The organism is Kutzneria sp. NPDC051319 (assembly GCF_040682195.1).
GTDB lineage: Bacteria > Actinomycetota > Actinomycetes > Mycobacteriales > Pseudonocardiaceae > Kutzneria.
Map to the genome: position 1 here is coordinate 21871 of NZ_JBFBAM010000071.1, position 19555 is coordinate 41425.

Here is a 19555-nt window from a genome sequence, read left to right on the forward strand (position 1 = left end):
GCTACCGCGTGAATGTGACTGTCCGCCAGTCGTACGCGAGTCGGCCGGATGGTCTCCGCCCGTGGCACGAACTCGTAACGGCGGTTGACACCCGGTCGCCCGGCGGCGCATCCTCCCCGCACCACTGGTCTAGACCGGAACGTACCAATGTTCGCGGCGAGGATCGACAGGTGGGGCCGAATCGAGACGAATCTGCGGGAGGTGCGATGGCCGTGTTCGAGGGCGCTTCGGGCATCCCGGACCGGATCGTCGACGGCCCCAAGCCCAAGCACGCCCAGCTGCGGGAAATCCTTCGGAGGCTGGCCCAGCAGGACCTGCCCCCGGGCTCGCCGATCCCGTCCGAACGCGACCTGGCCGAGCAGTACGGCGTGTCGCGTCTCACGGTGCGGGCCGCGGTGGGACAGCTGGTTTCCGAGGGACTTCTGGCCAGGGCGCGTGGTCGTGGCACGTTCACCGCGCAGCGGCGGATGGAGGCCCAGCTCTATCTGGAGTCCTTCACCGACGACATGCGCCGACGGGGGCACGAACCCGGCACCGAGGTGCTGTCGTGCGCCCACGAGACGCCGCCTCCGGCCGCAGCCGCCGCGCTGGGGTTGGAGCCGACCGACTCGGCGTACCGATTGTTCCGGCTGCGCCGGGCCGACGGCACGCCGTTGGCGGTGGAACGCGGTTGGTACAACGCAAGTCGTCTCCCCGGCTTGCTCGACCTCGACCTGACCCGGTCGCTGTACACGCTCATGGCCGAGCATTTCGGAGTGCAGCTCAGCCATGGCCGGCAGACCGTGTGGGCCGAGGCGGCCGACCGCGACACCGCTCGAATGCTGGGGGTGCGCACCGGTTCTCCGGTGCTGGTGTTCCGACGGATCTCGACCGCCGACGGCGAGGCCATCGAGGACATGACGTCCTGGTACCGGGGCGACCTCTACCAGGTAACCATGCAATTGGACCGGGGCGACCCGGGTTCCGGTCCGCTTTCCGCCCACGGAGGAAACCGATGAGTGCCAGCGCCCCCACGGTGGCCGGCAGCAACAAGGGTCTGGCCGGGCTGCAGCGCCTCGGCCGGAGCCTGATGCTGCCGATCGCGACGCTGCCCGCCGCCGGCCTGTTGCTGCGGCTCGGTCAGGACGACCTGCTCGGTAGCTTCAAGAACGAATTCATGCAGGACGTCGCCAAGGTGTTGGTGGCGGCCGGTGGTGGGTTGTTCAACTACCTGCCACTGCTGTTCGCCGTCGGCATCGCCGTCGGCTTCGCCCGCAAGGGCGACGGTTCGACGGCCGTGGCCGCCGTCGTCGGCTTCGTCGTGTTCACCCAGGTGATCCAGGTGTTCGCGCCGGTCGTGGCCAAGAAGGTCGGCGACACCCCCGCGCCGCCCGGAGGCTGGCCCTACGGCGTGCTCGCCGGCATCGTGGTGGGCATCGTGTCCGCCCTGATGTGGCAGCGCTTCTACCGCACCAAGCTCCCCCCGTACCTCGCGTTCTTCGGCGGTCGTCGCTTCGTGCCGATCGTGAACTCCTTGGTGCTGCTGGTCCTCGGTGTGATCTTCGGCCTGCTGTACCCCATCTTCAACCAGGGCCTGACCGCGTTCGGCAACGCCATCGCCGGCAACCCGGTCATCGGCGGCGGCATCTACGGCGTGGTCAACCGCCTGCTCATCCCGTTCGGCCTGCACAACGTCGTCAACTCGGTGGTGTGGTTCCTCACCGGCAGCTTCACCGACACCGACGGCAAGCAGTACACGGGCGACCTGACCCGGTTCTTCCACCACGACCCGACCGCCGGCTCGTACATGACGGGCTTCTTCCCGATCTTCATGTTCGCCCTGCCGGCCGCCGCGCTCGCAATCTGGCGCTGTGCCAAGCCTTCTCAGCGCAAGGTCGTCGGCGGCATCATGATCTCGGCCGCCCTCACCGCGTTCCTGACCGGTGTCACCGAGCCCATCGAGTTCTCGTTCATGTTCGTCGCGTGGCCGCTGTACATCATCCACGCGATCCTGACCGGCACCTCGCTGGCCCTGGTGAACGCCCTGGGCATCCACGACGGCTTCAACTTCTCGGCCGGAGCCATCGACTTCGTGCTGAACATCGGCATCGCCCAGAAGCCGTGGCTGTTGTTGCTGATAGGCCTGGTCTACGGCGTGATCTACTACTTCGTGTTCAGCTTCGTGATCACCAGGTGGAACCTGCGCACCCCGGGCCGCGAGGACGACGTCGAGGACCAGATCGCCGAGGGCGGCTCGGTCCCCGAGACCTCCTCGCGTCGTCAGTCCAAGTAGGACCGGCCAGGTCCGCCGCACCGCACGAAAGGGAAGACCATGCCGGAAATTCGGGTCACCGTGGCCAGCAAGGTGGGACTGCACGCTCGGCCGGCCGCCCTGCTGGCCAAGGCAGCCTCCGGTCAGGCCGTGCCCGTCGCCATCCGCAAGGAGGGTGGCGAGCAGGTCGACGCCGCCAGCGTTCTCGGCCTCATGACGCTGGGCGCCATGCACGGTGACGAGGTGATCCTGTCCGCCGAGGGCGCCGGGGCCGATGAGGCCCTTGCCGCCGTCGCCGACATCATCACCACCGATCTCGACGGCGAGTGAGCTCCTAGCCCACTCCAAGGCCGCCGGTCCTGTTTCCAGGGACCGGCGGCCTTCGCCTATCTCGACCCCCGCGAGTCCCGCCCAGCGTCACACCGAAATACGCGCCCGAGCAGAACCCTCCGGCCAGAGACACAAACATCGAGCCCCGCCCGGGAACCAGTCCCGGGCGGGGCTCGCGTGTGACCGAACCGTCCTCAGTGGAGCAACGGCGACAGCGCGGAGATGAGCGCGTGGTTGTCGGAGTCCTGGCTGATCTCCCACGCCATGGCGCCCCGCAGGCCCCAGCCCTTGATGAGCGTGGTGCGCTCACCGATGGACTTGGGGTCCGAGTAGGCGATCACGGTCGGAACCGAGGCCACGTAAGGGGTGGCGCAGGTGCCGTCGGCGTTGAAGGCGGAGCACAGGTTGTGGACACCGGCCGGGTTGTACAGCCAGGGCTCACCGGCCTGGGCGTCCCAGTTGGCCGTGTAGCCGCCAGCACCGACGATCTTGGCCGTGTCGACCAGGTCGTGGTACGAGGGCTGGGGCTTCTGGTCCGGAACCAGGCTGTTGGGGTCCAGGCCGCTGTTGTCGGACGGCTGCCACAGGCCACCGGAGCGCAGGTACTGGTTGCCGTAGAAGGGAACGCCGACGACGACCTTGTTCGGCGGGATCCCGGCGGCCAGGTAGTACTGCACCGTGCCGACGGTGTTCCAGGACGGGTCGCCGGCGTTGGGGTCCTGGAAGCTGTGCGTGAACAGCGTGTCCGGGGCCGCCACGCCACCACCGGGGACGTTGTAGTCGTAGGTCATGACGTTGACCCAGTCCATCGGCGCGATCGCGGCCGAGAGCTCCCAGTAGTCACCGGCCTTGGAGGTGGCCGGGAACGCGGCCGTCAGCAGGTGGTCCGGGCCGAGCTGGCGACGGAACTCCCGCATGAGCAGCGTGGCGTTGTGCTTGTCGGCCGGCCCGGCGTCGGGGTTGCCGCCGGCGAACTGGGTCGGGTACTCCCAGTCGATGTCGACGCCGTCGAACACACCCTTGGCCGCACCCGGGGCCAGGCCCGGGATGTTGCCGTTGACGAACGTGTCCACACAGGACTTCACGAAGTCCTGCCGGCGCTGCTCGGTGGCCGCGACGTCGCTGAAGTACGTCGACTTCGTCCAGCCGCCGAGGGAGATCTCCACCCGCAGTCCGGGGTGGGCCTTCTTCAGCTTGAGGATCTGGTTGAAGTTGCCGAACAGCGGCTGCCCGGCCACATCGCCCACGCCGTCGACGGCGAGCGAGGCGTCGAGCGGACGCTGGTAGTCGGCCCACGGGTCGAGGACGGAGCACCCGACCGCGCCGCTGGCCTTGTCGAAGGTCGGGGCGGCGAACGCGTACTGGATGACGTTGAGCTTGTCGGCCGGGATGTCCTTGACGTTGTACGCGCGTCCGTAGACGTCCCAGTCGGCGAAGTAGGCCGACACGACGCGGCCGTCGTCGTGCCGGGGATGGTGGTTGGCAGTCGTGGCCACGGCCGGGACCGCCAGCAACGGGCCGGCCATCGCGATCACGGCCGCCGCGATGGCGACCCTGCCTCTGGTGCGGGGCATGTCGAGCTCCCTGTTTGGTCTACACCAATTGGTGGCCACACCCTCCGCCCGGCGATCACGCAAGTCAAGAGGCCGGACAGGCGGGAAGGCAACCGTCCCAAGGGAATTGCCCGGTTGACTACAAAAGTCGTCACGGAAAGCGCCCGAACGGATAACTGCCCGTGTCTGTCCGAAACCGTAATTCGGTGTGACGGAGAGCGGGACTCGCGGGGGGTGCCGAACCGGTTTCATGGGTGCTGGAGAGCGGGACTCGCGGTTAGACGGGGAGGTCCAGTGCTGTGGAGGTTGCGGCGCGGAGGGCGGCGCGCATGGCGGCGCGGGGGGCGTCCCGGCCGGTGAACCAGCGGACCTGGGCAAAGGCCTGGTGCAGCAGCATGTCCAACCCCGTGACGAGCCGGGTGCCGCGATCGGAGGCCGCTGCGGCCAGCGGCGTCGGCCAGGGGTGGTAGATGACGTCGAAGACGCAGCCGGCGCGGACGATGTCGCCGGCGACGGGCTCGACGGCCCCGGTCGGCACGGTGCTGACGACCAGGTCCGCTCCCCCGCACACCGCGGCGAAGTCGGCCGAATCCCAGCGGATCACGTCCACATCCAGCCCGACCCGCTCGGCACAGGCCATCGCCTCTCCGGCCCGAGCGGGATCCCGGACGACGAGGGTCGCCGAGGGAATCTCCAGGGCCTCCAAGGCGGTCAGGGCAGCGGTCGCGGTCCCGCCGGCCCCGAGCACAACGGCCCGGCCGCCGGCGGCGACACCACCGCCGGCCCGTACGGCGCCGACAACGCCCTCGACGTCGGTGCAGTCGGCCAACCACCCGCCGTCGGCCCGGGGAACCAGGGTGTTGGCGGCGCCGACCAGCTCGGCGACCCGGGTGCGCTCCACGGCGTAGGACAACGCGGCCCGCTTGCCCGGCATCGTCACGGCCAGACCGGCCCACTCGGGCCCGAGACCGTCGACGAAGCCCGGCAGCTCCTCAGCGGTGCACAGGACCCGCGAGAAGGTCCAGTCCGCGAGCCCCAGCTCCCGATAGGCGGCCCCGTGCAACACGGGCGACAACGAGTGCTCGATCGGCGAGCCCAGGACCGCGGCCTGACGCGAACCCACCTAGAACGCTCCCGCCGCTTTGGCCTTGTCGGCGTTGGCGTCCTGCTCGGCCTGGGTGACGGCGAAGCAGGAGTTGCCGTCCTTGTCGCACTTGACGAAGAAGATCCACGGACCGTCGGCCGGCTTCTGCGCGGCGTTGAGGGCGTCCTGGCTCGGCGACGAGATCGGCGTCGGCGTCAGGCCGTGGTTGAGATAGGTGTTGTACGGCCCCGGCTTGTCCCGGTCCGCGTCGGACGTCCTGATCAGCGGCTGGTCGAGCACGTAGTTGATGGTGGAGTCGTCGCCCATCGGAATGCCCTGCGCCAGCCGGTTGTAGATCACCCGGGACACCTTGGCGAAGTCCGACGTGATGGCCTCGCGCTCGATCAGCGAGGCGATGACCAGGATCTGGTACGGCGTCATGCCGGTGTCCTGCGAGGTCTGCGGCAGCGTCGCCAGCTTGGCGGCGGACTGCGACAGCACGGACCGCAGCAGCGTCACGGCGTCGGTGCCGGGCCGCACGTCGTACACGCCGGAGACGATCAGGCCCTCCAGCCGGTTCGCCGGGATGGCCTTGGACACGTCGGGCACGGCCCAGGACGGAATGCCCAGCTTGGTCACGTCGGCGGTCTGCGCGGCCTTGTGCACGTCGTCCGACGACACACAGGTCTTGGCGCCATTCAGCGTCACGCAGCTGGCCGCGGCCAGCTGGGACAGGATGCCCGGCTTCACGGAGTTGTCGGGGTTCTTGGTGTCGTCGAGCTGCGCGCCGGCCTTGATCTGCACGTTGCCGACGCGGCTGGCCGCCGACACGATGCGGGTCGCGGCGGCCTCGCCGGACATGTGCGTCTTCATGACGTAGAAGCCGGGCTGCACGTTGCCGACCTCGGCGTTGCCGGCGGAGGCGTTGAGGAACGCCCGCACGGTCCGCACCACGTCCTTGGACCGCAGCGTCTCGGCGATGTCGGTGATGGTGGCGCCGCTGTCGACCTGGACCAGCACGTCCGAGTCGCCGTCGCCGCCGTAGTTGCCGTAGCCGCCGATGCCGAGGTACGTGCCGGCGCCGTAGTAGGCGCCCCAGCCGCCGCCGATCAGCACCACCGCGACGATGGCCAACAGGATCAGCTTGCGCCGCGGCTTGGCCCGTTTCGCAGCGGTGTCCTCGCCGCTGTCGAACAGGTCGAGGTCGCTGTCCTCGTGCTGCTGGTCAACACCGTCGCGATCGACGTCGTTCACGACCTGCCCTCCCTGGCCAGTGCGGCGGCCCGCGCGTCCAGCCACGCCTGGAGGATCTCCACGGCGGCGGCCTGATCGACGACGGCTCGCTGCCGCCGACCACGCACGCCGGCGTCGGCGAGCACCCTGGTCGCGGTGACCGTGGTCAGCCTCTCATCGGCTAGACGCACCGGCATGTCGAGCCGTTCAGCGAGCTGACCGGCGAACTCGGTGGTGATCTCGGCCGCCGTGCCGTGCCGGCCGGCCAGCGTCCGCGGCAGGCCGACGACGATCTCGACGACCTCGTGCTCCCCCGCCAGGGCCACCAGGGCGTCCACGCTGCCCTCACGCGGCAGCGTGACCAGCGGAGACGCCAGCATCGGCGACGGATCGCTCAACGCGACGCCGACCCGGACCGAGCCGACGTCGACGCCAAGACGGCGGCCCGGCCCCGAGAGGAACTCGGGACCGGACCGCCGCTTGTCCTTGCTACGCGCCACGGGCACTCCTCGCTGGCGCTCGTCGGCCCGCGGCTCCAGCCGCAGTGCTGAATGGTGAGCTCGCAAGCTCGCTCACTTGCGGATCTCGGTCCGCAGGGCGGCGATGGCCTCGGCGATGCCACCCGGCTGGGTGCCGCCGCCCTGGGCCAGATCGGGCTTGCCGCCGCCGCGACCGCCGATGGCCGGGCCGAACACCGGCACCAGCTTGCCGGCGGCCAGGCCCTTGTCCCGGCCGGCGGCCGTGGTGGCCACGACGAAGCTGACCTTGTCGTCGACGGCCGAGAACAGGGCGACCACGCCGGGCTTGTCGCCCAGCTTGTTGCGGACGTCCATGGCCAGCGTGCGCAGGTCGTTGCCGGCCACGCCCTCCGGGGCGGCGGCCACGAGGAACGTGCCGCCCAGGTCCTCGGCGTTGCCGGCCAGCGTGCCGGCCGAGGACAGCAGCTGGGCGCCGCGCAGCTTCTCCAGCTCCTTCTCGGCCACCCGCAGCCGCTCGACCAGGGCCTCGACCCGGCCCGGCACCTCGGCGTCGGGCACCTTGAGCATGCCGGCCAGGTTCTGCACCAGGGCCCGCTCCTGGGCCAGGTAGCGGAAGGCCTCCATGCCGACGTAGGCCTCGACGCGGCGCACACCGGAGCCGACCGAGGACTCGCCGATCATCGTGATCGGGCCGATCTGCGACGAGTGCTCCACGTGCGTGCCACCGCAGAGCTCCAGCGACCACGGGCCGCCGATCTCCACCATGCGCACGGTCTCGTCGTAGGTCTCGCCGAACAGGGCGATGGCCCCACGCTCGCGGGCCTCCTCGATGCTGCCGTACAGCACGCGCACCGGCAGGTCCCGACGCACGGCGAGGTTGGAGACCTCCTCGATCTCCGACCGGGTCTCCGGCGACAGGCCACCCTGCCAGGCGAAGTCCAGCCGCAGGTAGCCGGGCTTGTTGTACGAGCCGCTCTGCAGGGCCTTCGGGCCGAGCACCTCGCGTAGGGCGGCGTGCACGATGTGCGTGCCGGAGTGGCCCTGGCGGGCGCCGACGCGCCAGTCGGGGTCGACCTTGGCCAGCACGTGCTGGCCCTCGACGACCTCGCCGGACCTGACCCGCACCTGGTGCACCCACAGCTTGCGGGCGACCTTCTGGACGTCGACGACCTCCAGCTCGACGCCGTCGGCCACGATCACGCCGGCGTCGCTGTCCTGGCCGCCGGACTCGGCGTACAGGGACGTGCGGTCCAGCACGACCTCGACGATCTCGCCCTCGCCGGCGCTGCGCACCCGCTGGCCCTCGCGGATCAGGCCGCGGACGGTGGCCTCGGTGTCGAGCTCCTGGTAGCCGGTGAACTCGGTGGCGCCCAGTTCGAGCAGCTCGCGGTACACGGTCTTGTCGCCGTGGCCGGTCTTGCGGCTGGCGGCGTCGGCCTTGGCCCGGGCCCGCTGCTCGGCCATCAGCTTGCGGAAGCCGTCCTCGTCGACCTTGAGGCCCTGCTCGGCGGCCATCTCCAGGGTCAGGTCGATCGGGAAGCCGTAGGTGTCGTGCAGCTGGAAGGCCTTGTCGCCGGGCACCAGCGTGCCGCCGGCCGAGCGGATCTCCTCGGCGGCGGTCTCGAAGATGCGCGAGCCGGCGGTCAGCGTGGTGAGGAAGGCGTTCTCCTCGCCCTGCACCACCGACTGCGTGCGCTCGAAGCCGGTGACCAGGTCGGGGTAGGACGGGCCCATCTCGTCCCGCACGACGGCGGCGAAGGTGCCCAGCACCGGCTCGGTGATGCCGAGCAGGCGGGAGGAGCGCACGATGCGGCGCAGCAGGCGGCGCAGCACGTAGCCGCGCCCCTCGTTGCCGGGCGTGACGCCGTCGTTGACGATCATGATGCCGCTGCGGGCGTGGTCGGCGATGACGCGGAAGCGGACGTCGTCGACCTCGTTGTCGCCGTAGCGCTTGCCGGACAGCTGCTCGGCCTTGGTGATCACGGCCCGGATCAGGTCGGTCTCGTAGACGTTCTCGACGTTCTGCAGGATCATGGCGACCCGCTCGACGCCCATGCCGGTGTCGATGTTCTTGGCCGGCAGCTCCCCGATCGGCTTGTGGCCGTACTTGGGGCTCTGCTCGCCGCGGACGTCCTGCATGAAGACCAGGTTCCAGATCTCCAGGTACCGGTCCTCGTCGGCCACCGGGCCGCCGTCCTTGCCGTGCTCGGGGCCGCGGTCGAAGTAGATCTCCGAGCAGGGGCCGCCGGGGCCGGGCACACCCATGTCCCAGTAGTTGTCCAGGCCGTCGCGGCGCTGGATGCGCTCCGGGGGCAGTCCGGCGATCTTCTGCCAGAGCTCGATGGCCTCGTCGTCGTCCTGGTAGACGGTGACCCAGATGCGGCTGGGGTCCAGGCCATAGCCGCCCTCGTCCTGGGACTTGGTGATCAGCTCCCAGGCCAGCGTGATGGCGCCTTCCTTGAAGTAGTCGCCGAAGGAGAAGTTGCCGGCCATCTGGAAGAACGTGTTGTGCCGGGTCGTCTTGCCGACCTCGTCGATGTCCGGCGTGCGCACGACCTTCTGCACGCTGGTGGCCCGCTTGTACGGGGCCGGGGCCTCGCCGAGGAAGTACGGCTTGAACGGCACCATGCCGGCGTTGACGAACAGCAGCGTCGGGTCGTCGAGGATGAGCGAGGCGCTGGGCACGACGGTGTGGCCGTTGCGTTCGAAGTGCTCGCGGAAGCGCTTGATGATCTCGTGGGTCTGCACGGCAGTGTTCCTTGCGGGTTCAGGTGAAGGTGGGCGCGGGTACGGCGGGCGGGAACTAGTTGCCGCCCGCCCTGCGCGCTCGCGCCTGCGCACTACGCGAGTAGCTGTAGCCGGTCTTCTCCTGGACGTCGCGGGCCAGCTCGTCCTCGCGCTCGCTCATGCCGGCCCGCACGTCGGCCCCGAAGGTGCCGATGGCGCCGGCCATCTCGCGCATGGCGTCACCGAGGTTCTCGGCGACGCCGGCGGGGGTGGCCCTGAAGGTCATACCAGCGATTTTACGCGTCGCGACCACACCGGCGGCGACGCCGAGACCCAGCCAGAACAGCCGTCGCATCATCGCCTCCCGCGCCTGGGTCGCCGCGTCTGGATGCCGGCCGCCTTCGCGCGCCGGGCCCGTACAGCTTTGCTGATCCCGTAGGAAAGCGCAGCCGCTTTCACCAGCGGGCCGCCCAGGGTCGCGGTGAACAGCGACGTGAGGGCGGAGACGTTGCCGCTGACCGCCCTGGCGTTCGCGGTGATGCCGTCCACCCGCTCCAGCTGGGTGTTGACGTGGGTCAGCGTGGTGTTGGCCTCGACGAACAGCGGCTCGCTGTTCTCGTGCGCCTTGCGGATCGCCCTGGTCGCCTCGTCCAGCGTGCGGCCGAGCTTGACCAGCACGATCACCAACACGACCACCACCGCCAGCACGATGACGACGGCGGCCACCACCAGCGCGGTGATCCACTCCGGTGACACGGATCCTCCTAGGCAGAACGTGGGGTGCGGCAAGGTTACCGCCCGCCGATTTCGCACCCACGCCGACCAGGCTTTCCGGGCCGGACAGTTGATCTTGCCCGTCCCGTGCGGCACGTGAGTGGCTCACTTCGCATTTTCGGGGCACCTGAGTGGCTCAGGTGGCGCTCAACGCGAAGTGAGCCACTCAGGTAGGGAGAAAAAGAAGGGGGTTGGGGGTCAGACCGTCGCCAGGAGCCTGGGGGCGGAGGCCTGGAAGCCGGTGGGGGCGACGCGGCCGGCGCAGCGGCTGGTGCCGGCGCGCTCCGACGGCTCGCGACCGACCGTCACCTCGTACACCCCGAACGGGCAGCGAACGGTCACCGTTCGGGTGTCGTCGGCGTTGAGCCGCTCACCGGTGGCCACGGCGTCGTCGAGGCCGCGGAGCCCGGCGTGCCGGCGGACGACGATCTCCGCGTACTGGGTCCACTGGGTCGGCGACGCGGTCCGGCCGCGCAGCTGCTCCAGCTGCACCTGGCCCTTCAGGGCGTCCTTGGCGACCAGCACGGCCTCGGCCGGCGTGAGCTGCCCGTGCAGGAAACCGTCCGGCACGACCAGGAGGTTGCCGGCCCAGCGGTCGCCGCCGACGTGGCTGACCTCCCACGACAGGCCCGGGTGGTTCTCCGCCAGCGCGGCGGCGACGGGGCGGCCGAGCACGGCACAGCACATGTCCTTGGCGCCGTGGGTGCACGCCAGGAAGAGCGGCCCGGCCACCGGCTCGCCGTGGCCGGCCCGACCGTCGACGACGGCCTCCAGGTCGATGGCGGCGAGCTCGGAGAGGTCCTCGATCACCAGGCGCTCCAGCCAACGGGCCCCGGGCACGCCACTGGCGACGAAGACTGTTCGCGATGCCTGCTGGTCGCGCTGATGGCGTCCCGGCGCGCGGATGAGCAGCGGCCGCAGGCCACGGGCCCGCAACTGCTCCATCCGCCCGTCCTGGAACGCCTCGCTCAGCACGTTCTCCAGCGCGTCGGCCGGCCACGGCCCGGGCTGCTCGATGAGCAGCCACGAGGTCATCAGGGCCGCGGTACCGGCCGGGTTGCCACCGAGCAGCCTGGTCACGAAGGCACAGCCTCGTGCGGCATCCTCGGAAGTTACCTTAGGCATACCTAATCTTACACAGCTATCGCGGCGAGAGCACCCCGTGTGTCACCAACTCGCCCAACAAGGCCCGGACGGTCCCACGATCGAGGGCCGGGGCCGCGAGTTCGACCAACGTCTTGACGGACAACGGCTGTGCGGGCAGCAGGGCCTCCAGGACCGGCCCCGCGGCGGCCGCGAAGACTAGGCGTTTCCCGGCCGCGGCCAGCGCGATCGTGCCGTTCCCGTGCTCAAGGACCGCCCGGGGCACGACCAGCAGCACCTCCGCCTCGTCGCCCTCGGGCAGCAGGCCGGGCGTCGCCGTGAACGGTAGGCCGAGCCGGCTGTGCGCGGGCGCCTGGGCGTCGCGATCGGCCAGGAATCGGTCCACCACGTCGTCGGTCAGCGCCGCTACCAGCTGCTCGCGGATCGCCCTGGCCCGCTGGGCGCGTTCCTCGGCCGGGGCGAACCGGGGCAGGTCCTCGCGGAACACCTCGTCCACGCGCATCTGGTCGGCCAGCCAGGCCACCAGATCGACGCCGGTCGCCCGGTTGAAGCCGATGGTGAGGTGCAGCGACTGCTCCCCCACGGCCGACACGTCGTGCCAGTGCCCGCGCGGCAGGTACAGCACGTCGCCGTCTTCCATCATGAAGTCGTCGATCGGCTCGCCCTCGGGCCGCTGCGGCAGCTCGGTGTCCCGCATCAGCGGGAACGGGCGGCTCACGCCGTGGATGCGCCAGCGCTTGCGGCCGGCGATCTGGATGATGAACGCGTCGTGGTCGTCCCAGTGCACGTCGAAGCCGTGCGTGGTTCCCCAACCGGCGTACAGGTTGACCTGGATCTTCTCCCGCAGGTCGTGCTCCAGCCCGGCGGCCAGGTCGCCGACCGGCTCGAACATCTCCTGCACGGAGTCGAGCACCAGGGTCGCGCCGGCCCGCAGCCGCTCGGACAGCGGGGCGTTGAGCAGCCGCGGCACCTGCCCGTTGCGGCGCGTGTCCACCATCTCGGTGTACTCGTGCACGGGCACCACGGAGCCGTCCTGGGCCAGCCGCAGGCGCGGGAAGTCCAGGCGGTGCTGGCGCAGCGCGCGGTTGAGGTCCGCCCACGGCAGCAGCCGGGCGAACCGGCCGGCCTGACCGGCGAACCGCCGGTGCGTCCGGCCCTGCACCGTGGCAAAGAACTGGCTGACCTCGATCGGTGCGACGAGGTCAGCCAGTGTGGGAATGCCGGTCACTCAGTCGTTGCCGTCGTTGTCGGCAACGGCGCCGTTGGCCTTGCCGCGGTCGACGGCGGCGTCCAGCTTCTCAACCTCGATCAGCAGACCGCTCTCCATAGCCAACCTCCCAGTTAGGGGACCCTGACGCGCCCACCGTACGGGCTGGCGGCGGCGTGGTCATCGGTCAAAGGAGTGGTGCGGTGATCACTGCGCGCGATCAGTGGTCCACGTCGATTACCAGGCGATTCGGCGCCGTGAGGGTGAAAACGTGGACGTTGGCCGAGTGCTTGAGACCGAGGCCGACGCTGAGCACGTGCTCGAAGTCGCCGATGATCGCGACCGCCTGCACGTTGGTCAGCTGCGGGGTCAGGATGGTCTGCGGGCCGGTGTAGGTGAGGTTGCCGTTGTCGTCGTGCGCGGCCGCGCCGTGCACGACGAGGTCCATGAACGTGGTGCCGGGGATGTTCACCGGCTTGCCGCTCGGGTCGTACGTCAGCTCGGGGCCGAAGCTGTAGCTGTAGGTGGGCAGGCTCGTTAAGTCGAGCACCACCCGGTCGGTCGTGTCGTGCGCCCCGACACGGATGTTGGTCAGGTATGCGGTGGTGTCGCTGGGTGCGGCGCCGGCCGACGGGGTGAGCGCGGCGAGGGCGAGCACGGCGAGCAGCGCGGCCGCCAGCGACTTGGTTCTGATCATGGCCTCTCCCGACAAAAAGGGCTAATGCGTCTCTTCGGAGACGTCGCCCGCATGCCTTTCGTTGCCCGCGTCAGCCAGTGAGTTTCGGGCCAGTTCGAGGGCGTGGTCCAGGGCTTCTGGGGCTGGGACGGCGATGTCCGGCGTGACGCCGACGGCCTCCCAGTTCGTGCCGGACCGGGGGTTGATCGAACGGGCCGCGGGAACGGTGAGACAGAGGTGCTCGGCGAGCTCGTGCCGGTCGGTGGGATGCGCGCCGCCGCGGGTGGTCTCGCCGACGACAACCCCTCGACCGGTCTGCTGGAGGTCGTAGGCCAGCTCCTCGCCGCCGGAGAAGGTGAACGAGCTCGTCAGCACCCAGATCGGCTTGGTGCCGCCGAAACGCCGTCCGGGCACGTAGGGCGGCGTCCAGAACTGGACGGTCCGGTCGTCGGCCCGCTCGTAGATGTCGTTGACGTGCTCGGATTCGTCGAACAGGTAGCCGCAGATCAGGGAGACCATCGCCGGGTCGCCGCCGCGGCACCGCCGCAGGTCGATGATCAGTGCGTCGGCGCCGGCGACGAGGGTCATCGCGGCGGCGGCGAGGTCGCCGAACGTGCCGGCGTCGCGCAGCCCGGTGTTCTCGACGTAGCCGATGTTGCCGTCGAGGATCTCGACCTTGTCGAAGCCATGGTGGTCGCTGACCGCCCGCGGCTTGGGCTCCTCGTGCAGCAGCCGCAGGTGCTTGTCGCCGTTGACCGACTGGAGGTCGGCAGTCACCGCGGCAGCGAACTCGTCGATATCGGCGAGGTGGTCGTAGTCGTTGCGGCGCAACACCTCCACCACCTTCTCGGCGACATCCGGGAACACGTAGTTGTCCGTGATCAGCGGGATGGCGGCGTCGATCAGCGCACGGCGGGAGATCATCGCGCCACGCTAGCCGCCGGGCCGGGCAGGCGTCCCGGCATTTCTCACCTCGGTGCCGAGGTCGTCGCCCCGAGGTGCGGACGGGTTTCGCCGCGGTGCCGAGCGGCTATCCTCCTGGCCTCATGATCAGGGACTTCTTCGCGGGCATCGGCCTGCTGCTGCGGGGCTTCGGCATCGTGTTCCGGACGCCCCGGCTCCTGCTGCTCGGGGCGCTGCCGGCGGCGCTGACCGGCGGTCTGCTGCTGGCCCTGGTGATCACGCTCGGGATCTTCGCGCCGGACCTGGTCGCGCTGGCCACCCCGTTCGCGGACGGCTGGGACCACACCTACCAGGAGATCTTCCGGGATCTGGTGGCCGTGGCGCTGGTGATCGCGCTGCTGTTCCTGGGGCTGCTGCTGTTCGCCGCGGCCACGCTGGCCATCGGCGCGCCGTTCTACGAGTCGATCGCGCGGCGGGTCGAGGACCAGCTCGGCGGCGTGCCGACCGAGCACGACACGTCGTGGTGGGCCGACACCGTGGACAACGCCAAGGTCGTGGGCGCCTCCGCGCTGCTGGCGATCCCGATGTTCCTGATCGACCTGGTGCCGGTGGTCGGCGAGTCCGTGGGACCGGTGATCGGCGTCTGCGTGAGCGCGTGGCTGTTCGGTCTTGAGCTCAGCGTCGTGCCGTTCTCGCGGCGGGGGCTGCCGTTGACGGCCCGGCGGCACCTGCTGGGGCAGCGGCGCGCGATGGCGTTCGGCTTCGCGCTGCCGGCGTACCTGCTGTGCCTGGTGCCGCTGCTGGCGATCATCGTGATGCCGGCGGCCACCGCGGGCGGCACTCTTCTGGCCCATCGGCTGCTGGAAGAACAGGCACAGGCCCCTGCCCGGCTAGGCCGACCGGACGCGGAAAAGCCTTTCTAGGCCTACTCTCCTCCCGGATCGATCTTCCTTCCGGGAGGCTGCGATGCGGTGGCAGGCCGTGGGACTCGCCTTGGCGCTCATGGTCGGGACGGCGGTGCCCGCCCATGCCGCCGCCGACTGTTCCGACGTGACCGTGCCGGTGCAGCTCGATGTCCTGTTACCGGCCGAGGTGCACGGGCAGCTGTGCCAGCCGCCGGGCGGGTCCGATCGCGTGCAGCTGCTGGTTCACGGGGCGACCTACGACTCGCGGTACTGGGACGAACCCGTTGCGGACGGCCGGTTCTCGTACGTGCGACGGGCTTTGGCCGACGGCTGGGCAACGCTGGCCATCGACCGCGTCGGCTACGGCGCGAGCACGCGTGAGCCCAGCGCGTTGCTGACCGCATCGACGCAGGCCCTCACCGTGCACCAGGTCGTGTCGTCGCTGCGGGCCTCGTTCGGCACGGTGTTGCTGGTCGGGCACTCCGTCGGCAGTGCGGTGGCGTTGATCGAGACCTCCCTGTACAACGACGCCGATGCGTTGGCGCTCACGGCATTGACGCACCGGGTGTCGCCCGAGGCGTTGGCTTCGGCGCTGGCCGTGGACGTCCGACCGGTCACCGTGGACCCCGGCCCGCTGGCTTCGGAGTACGACCCCGGTTATCTGACGACCGTGCCCGGCCGGCGGGCGGCCCTGTTCTACGGGCCGCACCCGGATCCCGCGATGCTGGCCTACGACGAGGCGACCAAGGGCGTCGTCTCGTCCACCGAGATGGCCGACGCGATCGCCCTCGGTTTCGGCCTGCCCACGTCGTTGGCCGTCACGCGGCCGGTGTACCTCGTGGACGGCGGCCTGGACGCCTTGTTCTGCGGGAAGTTACTCGGCGGCGACTGTTCCGACGCCGACGCGCTGGCGGCCGAGGAGAAGCCGTACTTCGCCAACGCCAGCAGCTTCACCGCCGCCGTGCTGCCCGACGCCGGCCACGACCTCAACTTCGAAGCCCGCGCGGCCGTGTACGAAAACGCCTTGAACGCCTGGGCCGACACCACCACCTGAACCCCCGCGAGTCCCGCCCACAGTCACACCGAAATGCCGAAACGGTTTCGGCATTTCGGTGTGACGCTGAGCGGGACTCGCGGGGTCACTCCTGGCCGCGGATCACCTTGCGCAGCTTGGGAACCCGCTCGGACAGGGCCCGTTCGTTGCCACGGTTGGTGGGGTTGTAGTAGTCCCGGCCGACGAGGTCGTCCGGCGGGTACTGCTGGGTCAGCACGCCCTCGGGCACGTCGTGGGGATAGCGGTAGCCCTGGGCGTTGCCGAGCTTCTTGGCGCCGGGGTAGTGGCCGTCACGCAGGTGCGGCGGCACGGTGCCGGCGGCGCCCTTGCGGACGTCGGACAGGGCGGCGTCGATGGCCACGACGGTGGAGTTGGACTTGGGCGCGGTGGCCAGGTGGATGGCGGCCTGGGCCAGGTTGATGCGGGCCTCGGGCATGCCGATGAGCTGCACGGCCTGGGCGGCAGCCACACAGACCTGGATGGCGGTGGGATCGGCCATGCCGACGTCCTCGCTGGCGTGCACGACGAGCCGCCGGGCGATGAAGCGCGGGTCCTCGCCGGCCTCGATCATGCGGGCCAGGTAGTGCAGCGTGGCGTCCACATCGGAGCCGCGGATGGACTTGATGAACGCGCTGATCACGTCGTAGTGCTGGTCGCCGTCACGGTCGTAGCGGACGGCCGCCTTGTCGACGGTGGCCTCCAGGGTGGCCAGGTCGATGACGTCGGCGCCGGTGGACTCGGCCGACTCGGCGGCGGCCTCCAGCGCGGTCAGGGCGCGACGGGCGTCGCCGCCGGCCAGCCGGACCAGGTGGTCCTCGGCCTCGGGCGACAGCGTCGGCGAGCCGCCGAGCCCGCGCTCGTCGGCCACGGCCCGGCGCACGACCTCCCGCACGTCCTCGTCGGTGAGGGACTTCAGTTGCAGCACAAGGGATCGGGACAGCAGCGGGGAGACGACGGAGAAGAACGGGTTCTCGGTGGTCGCGGCGACCAGCAGCACGATCCGGTCCTCCACCGCGCCGAGCAGGGCGTCCTGCTGGGTCTTGGAGAACCGGTGCACCTCGTCGATGAACAGCACGGTCGCCTCGGCGGTCCGGCCCAGGCGTCGGCGCGCGTCGTTGATGACCTCGCGGACCTCCTTCACGCCGGCCGACAGCGCCGACAGGGCCACGAAGCGCCGCCCGGTGGCCTGCGAGACCAGCGTGGCCAGGGTCGTCTTGCCGGTCCCCGGCGGGCCGTAGAGCATCACCGAGGCCGGCGCGGCGCCCTCCACCAGCCGGCGCAGTGGCGCGCCCGGGCCGAGCAGGTGCCCCTGGCCTACGACCTCGTCCAGCGAGCGCGGCCGCATCCGCACCGCCAGCGGGGCGTTGGCGGCCACCTGGGCCTTGCTCCGCTCCTCGACGTCGGCGCCGAACAGCCCGCCGTCGTACAACTGGTCGCTCATAGGTTCGACGTTACAACGCCCGCGCGTGTGAGATACTCGTTACCCGTGCCGTCAGCTTCCGTTCACCCGCGCGTCGTGCTGCTGGCCGGGCCCTCGGGTTCCGGCAAGTCCACCCTCGCCGCCCGCCTGGGCTGGCCCGTGCTGAACCTCGACGACTTCTACCGCGAGGGCGCCGATCCGCTGCTGCCCCGCGACGCCGCCGGCCGGGCCGACTGGGACGACGACAACTCCTGGAACGCCGCCGACGCGCTGGCCGCCGTGGTCGAACTGGCCGCGACCGGCGAGGTGTCCGCGCCGGTCTACTCCTTCGGCGAGGACCGCCGCACCGGCTGCCACCGGATCGAGCTGGGCGACTCCCCGCTGTTCTTCGCCGAGGGCCTGTTCGCCGACCGGCTCGTCGCCGGCTGCCGCGACGCCGGCGTGCTGGCCGATGCTCTCGTGCTGGCCCCGTCCGCCGCGAAGACGTTCGTGCGCCGCCTCGTCCGTGACGTCGCCGAGCACCGCAAGCCCGTGCCGCTGCTCCTCCGCCGAGGCCTGCGCCTGTGGCGGGAGCAGCCGGCCGTCGTGCGCCGCTGCCTGAACGCCGGCATGCGCCGCACCACCCCCGACCGCGCCGCCGCCGAGTTGGTCTCCTTCACCGCCACCACGGCTTCCGCCGCCTAGTGCCGCCGGTCGTCCTCGTCGACCTCGACGACACCCTCATCCCGGACGTCTCCGCCGCCCGCGCGGCGATCGGCCTGGTGCTGCGGGAGTTCTCGCTTTCCGTCGACGTCGACCAGGTGCTGGCCGCCGTCCGAACGGTGTGGCGGGCCAACGCCGTCCGCGGGCATCGGGAGGTCGAGCGGGTCAGCTCGTGGGAGGCCCTGTGGGCCGATTTCGCCGAGCTGCCACTGCCTTCGGACGTTTCGTCGTCGCTCGCCGGCCACGCCGTGCGGGCCTGGCGGGCCGCCTGTCCCGGCGCCGACGCCGAAGCCCTGGACAGCGCTTACCGTCGGCACCGGGCGGCGCTGGTGCGAGTGCTGCCCGGCGCCGAGGCGGCGTTGGATCGGCTGGCCGCCGGGCACAGTCTGTGGCTGGCCACCGACGGATGCCGTTCGCTGCAACGCTTCAAGCTCCGGCTGTCCGGGCTCGGCGACCGGTTCGAGCGGGTCTTCGTCTCCGGCGAGGTCGGGTGGCCCAAGGGCAGCCCCGGGTTCGCCACCGCCGTCCGCACCGCCCTGGACGGCCGCGCCGTCTGCCTGCTGGCCGGCGACAGCGGCACCGACCTCACGCTGGCTTTGAACGGAGGCTGGCCCGCCGTCCACATCTGCGGCGCCGTCCCGTGCTCCACCTCCGGCCGCCACAGCCCCGACTTCGCCGGCGTGCCCTCGTTCTGCCGCTGCTAGTCCGGGATCACCGCCACCGCCACGATCTCCACCAACTGGCCGCTGTAGCCCAGCATGCTCACCCCCAGCAGCGTCGAGCTGTGCGGCCCCTTCGCCAGCCCCGACGCCGTCACCACGTCCCACACCGCCACCAGATCCGACGGCTGCTCGGCCACCACGTACACCGTCGTGTTGACCACGTGCTCCAGGTCGGTGCCCGCCTGCGCCAGCTGCTCGGCCAGGTTGGCCAGCACCTGCTCCGCCTGCCGCACCCGGTCGTTCACCCCGACCAGGTTCCCCTCCTTGTCCAGCGGCACCCCGCCCGCCGTGAACACCAGCCGCTCCCCCGCCTCCACGACAACACTGTGCGCGTAGGTAGGCGGCGGGAACAGCGCAGGTGAGATCCGATGAGTGGCCATGACAACGGTTCTACCCGGCCTGCGGCCACAGGTAAAACGGTTTTTGATCCG

At 70.6% G+C, this 19555-nt stretch carries 20 protein-coding genes; 7 read left to right on the forward strand and 13 right to left on the reverse strand.

Translation table 11 applies throughout. The features are described from left to right. The first annotated feature begins 206 nt into the window (after positions 1 to 206). From AB0M73_RS40460 to AB0M73_RS40470, 3 genes are read left to right on the forward strand one after another with little or no spacing between them, the layout of a single operon-like run. Positions 207 to 998: a GntR family transcriptional regulator gene (locus AB0M73_RS40460; protein WP_363903104.1), complete on the forward strand. Its 792-nt coding sequence runs from the start codon at positions 207 to 209 to the stop codon at positions 996 to 998. Further along, positions 995 to 2272, forward strand: a complete 1278-nt coding sequence (locus AB0M73_RS40465; protein ID WP_363903107.1) for a PTS transporter subunit EIIC — start codon at positions 995 to 997, stop codon at positions 2270 to 2272. The genes AB0M73_RS40460 and AB0M73_RS40465 overlap by 4 nt, the downstream gene beginning before the upstream one ends. 39 nt (positions 2273 to 2311) lie before the next feature. Then, positions 2312 to 2581 (forward strand): HPr family phosphocarrier protein, encoded by a 270-nt coding sequence (locus AB0M73_RS40470; protein ID WP_043716572.1) that lies wholly within the window; start codon positions 2312 to 2314, stop codon positions 2579 to 2581. Positions 2582 to 2775: 194 nt separating this feature from the next. On the opposite strand, the gene AB0M73_RS40475 is transcribed toward AB0M73_RS40470, so the two are convergent. The 11 genes from AB0M73_RS40475 to AB0M73_RS40525 all read right to left on the reverse strand — a co-directional run bounded on the left by AB0M73_RS40475 (position 2776) and on the right by AB0M73_RS40525 (position 14342). Next, on the reverse strand, positions 2776 to 4155 hold the full coding sequence (locus AB0M73_RS40475; protein ID WP_363903110.1) for a glycoside hydrolase family 18 protein: 1380 nt from the start codon (positions 4153 to 4155) through the stop codon (positions 2776 to 2778). 256 nt (positions 4156 to 4411) lie between these two features. Beyond that, the gene (locus AB0M73_RS40480; RefSeq protein ID WP_363903113.1) at positions 4412 to 5257 is read right to left on the reverse strand and encodes a shikimate dehydrogenase; all 846 of its coding nucleotides are present in this window, start codon (positions 5255 to 5257) and stop codon (positions 4412 to 4414) included. Continuing rightward, positions 5258 to 6472: an endolytic transglycosylase MltG gene (mltG, locus tag AB0M73_RS40485; RefSeq protein ID WP_363903116.1), complete on the reverse strand. Its 1215-nt coding sequence runs from the start codon at positions 6470 to 6472 to the stop codon at positions 5258 to 5260. Then, on the reverse strand, positions 6469 to 6951 hold the full coding sequence (ruvX, locus tag AB0M73_RS40490; RefSeq protein WP_043728850.1) for a Holliday junction resolvase RuvX: 483 nt from the start codon (positions 6949 to 6951) through the stop codon (positions 6469 to 6471). The genes mltG and ruvX overlap by 4 nt, the downstream gene beginning before the upstream one ends. Positions 6952 to 7023: 72 nt before the next feature. Further along, positions 7024 to 9678, reverse strand: coding sequence for an alanine--tRNA ligase (gene alaS / locus AB0M73_RS40495; RefSeq protein ID WP_363903119.1), 2655 nt, complete (start codon positions 9676 to 9678; stop codon positions 7024 to 7026). A gap of 55 nt (positions 9679 to 9733) precedes the next feature. After that, positions 9734 to 10012, reverse strand: a complete 279-nt coding sequence (locus AB0M73_RS40500; protein WP_363903122.1) for a hypothetical protein — start codon at positions 10010 to 10012, stop codon at positions 9734 to 9736. Continuing rightward, positions 10012 to 10413 (reverse strand): DUF948 domain-containing protein, encoded by a 402-nt coding sequence (locus AB0M73_RS40505; RefSeq protein ID WP_363903125.1) that lies wholly within the window; start codon positions 10411 to 10413, stop codon positions 10012 to 10014. The genes AB0M73_RS40500 and AB0M73_RS40505 overlap by 1 nt, the downstream gene beginning before the upstream one ends. Positions 10414 to 10629: 216 nt before the next feature. After that, a complete protein-coding gene (locus tag AB0M73_RS40510) occupies positions 10630 to 11511 on the reverse strand; it encodes a sucrase ferredoxin (protein ID WP_363903128.1) in 882 nt (293 codons plus the stop codon). Positions 11512 to 11572: 61 nt separating this feature from the next. Further along, entirely contained in the window at positions 11573 to 12763 is a 1191-nt protein-coding gene (locus tag AB0M73_RS40515) for a cupin domain-containing protein (RefSeq protein ID WP_363903131.1), read from the reverse strand. 199 nt (positions 12764 to 12962) lie between these two features. Further along, entirely contained in the window at positions 12963 to 13439 is a 477-nt protein-coding gene (locus AB0M73_RS40520) for a hypothetical protein (RefSeq protein WP_363903134.1), read from the reverse strand. Between the two features lie 21 nt (positions 13440 to 13460). Next, positions 13461 to 14342, reverse strand: coding sequence for a S41 family peptidase (locus AB0M73_RS40525; RefSeq protein WP_363903137.1), 882 nt, complete (start codon positions 14340 to 14342; stop codon positions 13461 to 13463). Between the two features lie 122 nt (positions 14343 to 14464). Between AB0M73_RS40525 and AB0M73_RS40530 the strand changes: the two genes are divergently transcribed. Together AB0M73_RS40530 and AB0M73_RS40535 are read left to right on the forward strand one after the other, a co-directional pair. Next, a complete protein-coding gene (locus AB0M73_RS40530; protein WP_363903140.1) occupies positions 14465 to 15244 on the forward strand; it encodes an EI24 domain-containing protein in 780 nt (259 codons plus the stop codon). A gap of 43 nt (positions 15245 to 15287) precedes the next feature. Continuing rightward, complete coding sequence (locus AB0M73_RS40535; RefSeq protein ID WP_363903143.1) at positions 15288 to 16280, forward strand: alpha/beta hydrolase; 993 nt, start codon at positions 15288 to 15290, stop codon at positions 16278 to 16280. Positions 16281 to 16365: 85 nt separating this feature from the next. Here the strand turns inward: AB0M73_RS40535 and AB0M73_RS40540 are convergent, their stop codons facing one another. Continuing rightward, positions 16366 to 17721: a replication-associated recombination protein A gene (locus tag AB0M73_RS40540; RefSeq protein ID WP_363903146.1), complete on the reverse strand. Its 1356-nt coding sequence runs from the start codon at positions 17719 to 17721 to the stop codon at positions 16366 to 16368. 45 nt (positions 17722 to 17766) lie between these two features. Here AB0M73_RS40540 and AB0M73_RS40545 point away from each other — a divergent pair, with 45 nt between their 5' ends. Together AB0M73_RS40545 and AB0M73_RS40550 are read left to right on the forward strand one after the other, a co-directional pair. Continuing rightward, a complete protein-coding gene (locus AB0M73_RS40545) occupies positions 17767 to 18384 on the forward strand; it encodes a uridine kinase (RefSeq protein ID WP_363903149.1) in 618 nt (205 codons plus the stop codon). Further along, a complete protein-coding gene (locus tag AB0M73_RS40550) occupies positions 18384 to 19106 on the forward strand; it encodes an HAD family hydrolase (protein ID WP_363903152.1) in 723 nt (240 codons plus the stop codon). The genes AB0M73_RS40545 and AB0M73_RS40550 overlap by 1 nt, the downstream gene beginning before the upstream one ends. Here AB0M73_RS40550 and AB0M73_RS40555 read toward each other — a convergent pair. Further along, positions 19103 to 19504 (reverse strand): RidA family protein, encoded by a 402-nt coding sequence (locus tag AB0M73_RS40555; RefSeq protein ID WP_363903155.1) that lies wholly within the window; start codon positions 19502 to 19504, stop codon positions 19103 to 19105. The genes AB0M73_RS40550 and AB0M73_RS40555 overlap by 4 nt on opposite strands. Positions 19505 to 19555 lie beyond the last annotated feature (51 nt).

Coding starts and splice junctions, on each gene's coding strand:
- AB0M73_RS40460 (WP_363903104.1), top strand. CDS start 207: ATGGCCGTGTTCGAGGGCGCTTCGGGCATCCCGGACCGGATCGTCGAC.
- AB0M73_RS40465 (WP_363903107.1), top strand. CDS start 995: ATGAGTGCCAGCGCCCCCACGGTGGCCGGCAGCAACAAGGGTCTGGCC.
- AB0M73_RS40470 (WP_043716572.1), top strand. CDS start 2,312: ATGCCGGAAATTCGGGTCACCGTGGCCAGCAAGGTGGGACTGCACGCT.
- AB0M73_RS40475 (WP_363903110.1), bottom strand. CDS start 4,155: ATGCCCCGCACCAGAGGCAGGGTCGCCATCGCGGCGGCCGTGATCGCG.
- AB0M73_RS40500 (WP_363903122.1), bottom strand. CDS start 10,012: ATGCGACGGCTGTTCTGGCTGGGTCTCGGCGTCGCCGCCGGTGTGGTC.
- AB0M73_RS40520 (WP_363903134.1), bottom strand. CDS start 13,439: ATGATCAGAACCAAGTCGCTGGCGGCCGCGCTGCTCGCCGTGCTCGCC.
- AB0M73_RS40525 (WP_363903137.1), bottom strand. CDS start 14,342: ATGATCTCCCGCCGTGCGCTGATCGACGCCGCCATCCCGCTGATCACG.
- AB0M73_RS40530 (WP_363903140.1), top strand. CDS start 14,465: ATGATCAGGGACTTCTTCGCGGGCATCGGCCTGCTGCTGCGGGGCTTC.
- AB0M73_RS40535 (WP_363903143.1), top strand. CDS start 15,288: ATGCGGTGGCAGGCCGTGGGACTCGCCTTGGCGCTCATGGTCGGGACG.
- AB0M73_RS40540 (WP_363903146.1), bottom strand. CDS start 17,721: ATGAGCGACCAGTTGTACGACGGCGGGCTGTTCGGCGCCGACGTCGAG.
- AB0M73_RS40555 (WP_363903155.1), bottom strand. CDS start 19,504: ATGGCCACTCATCGGATCTCACCTGCGCTGTTCCCGCCGCCTACCTAC.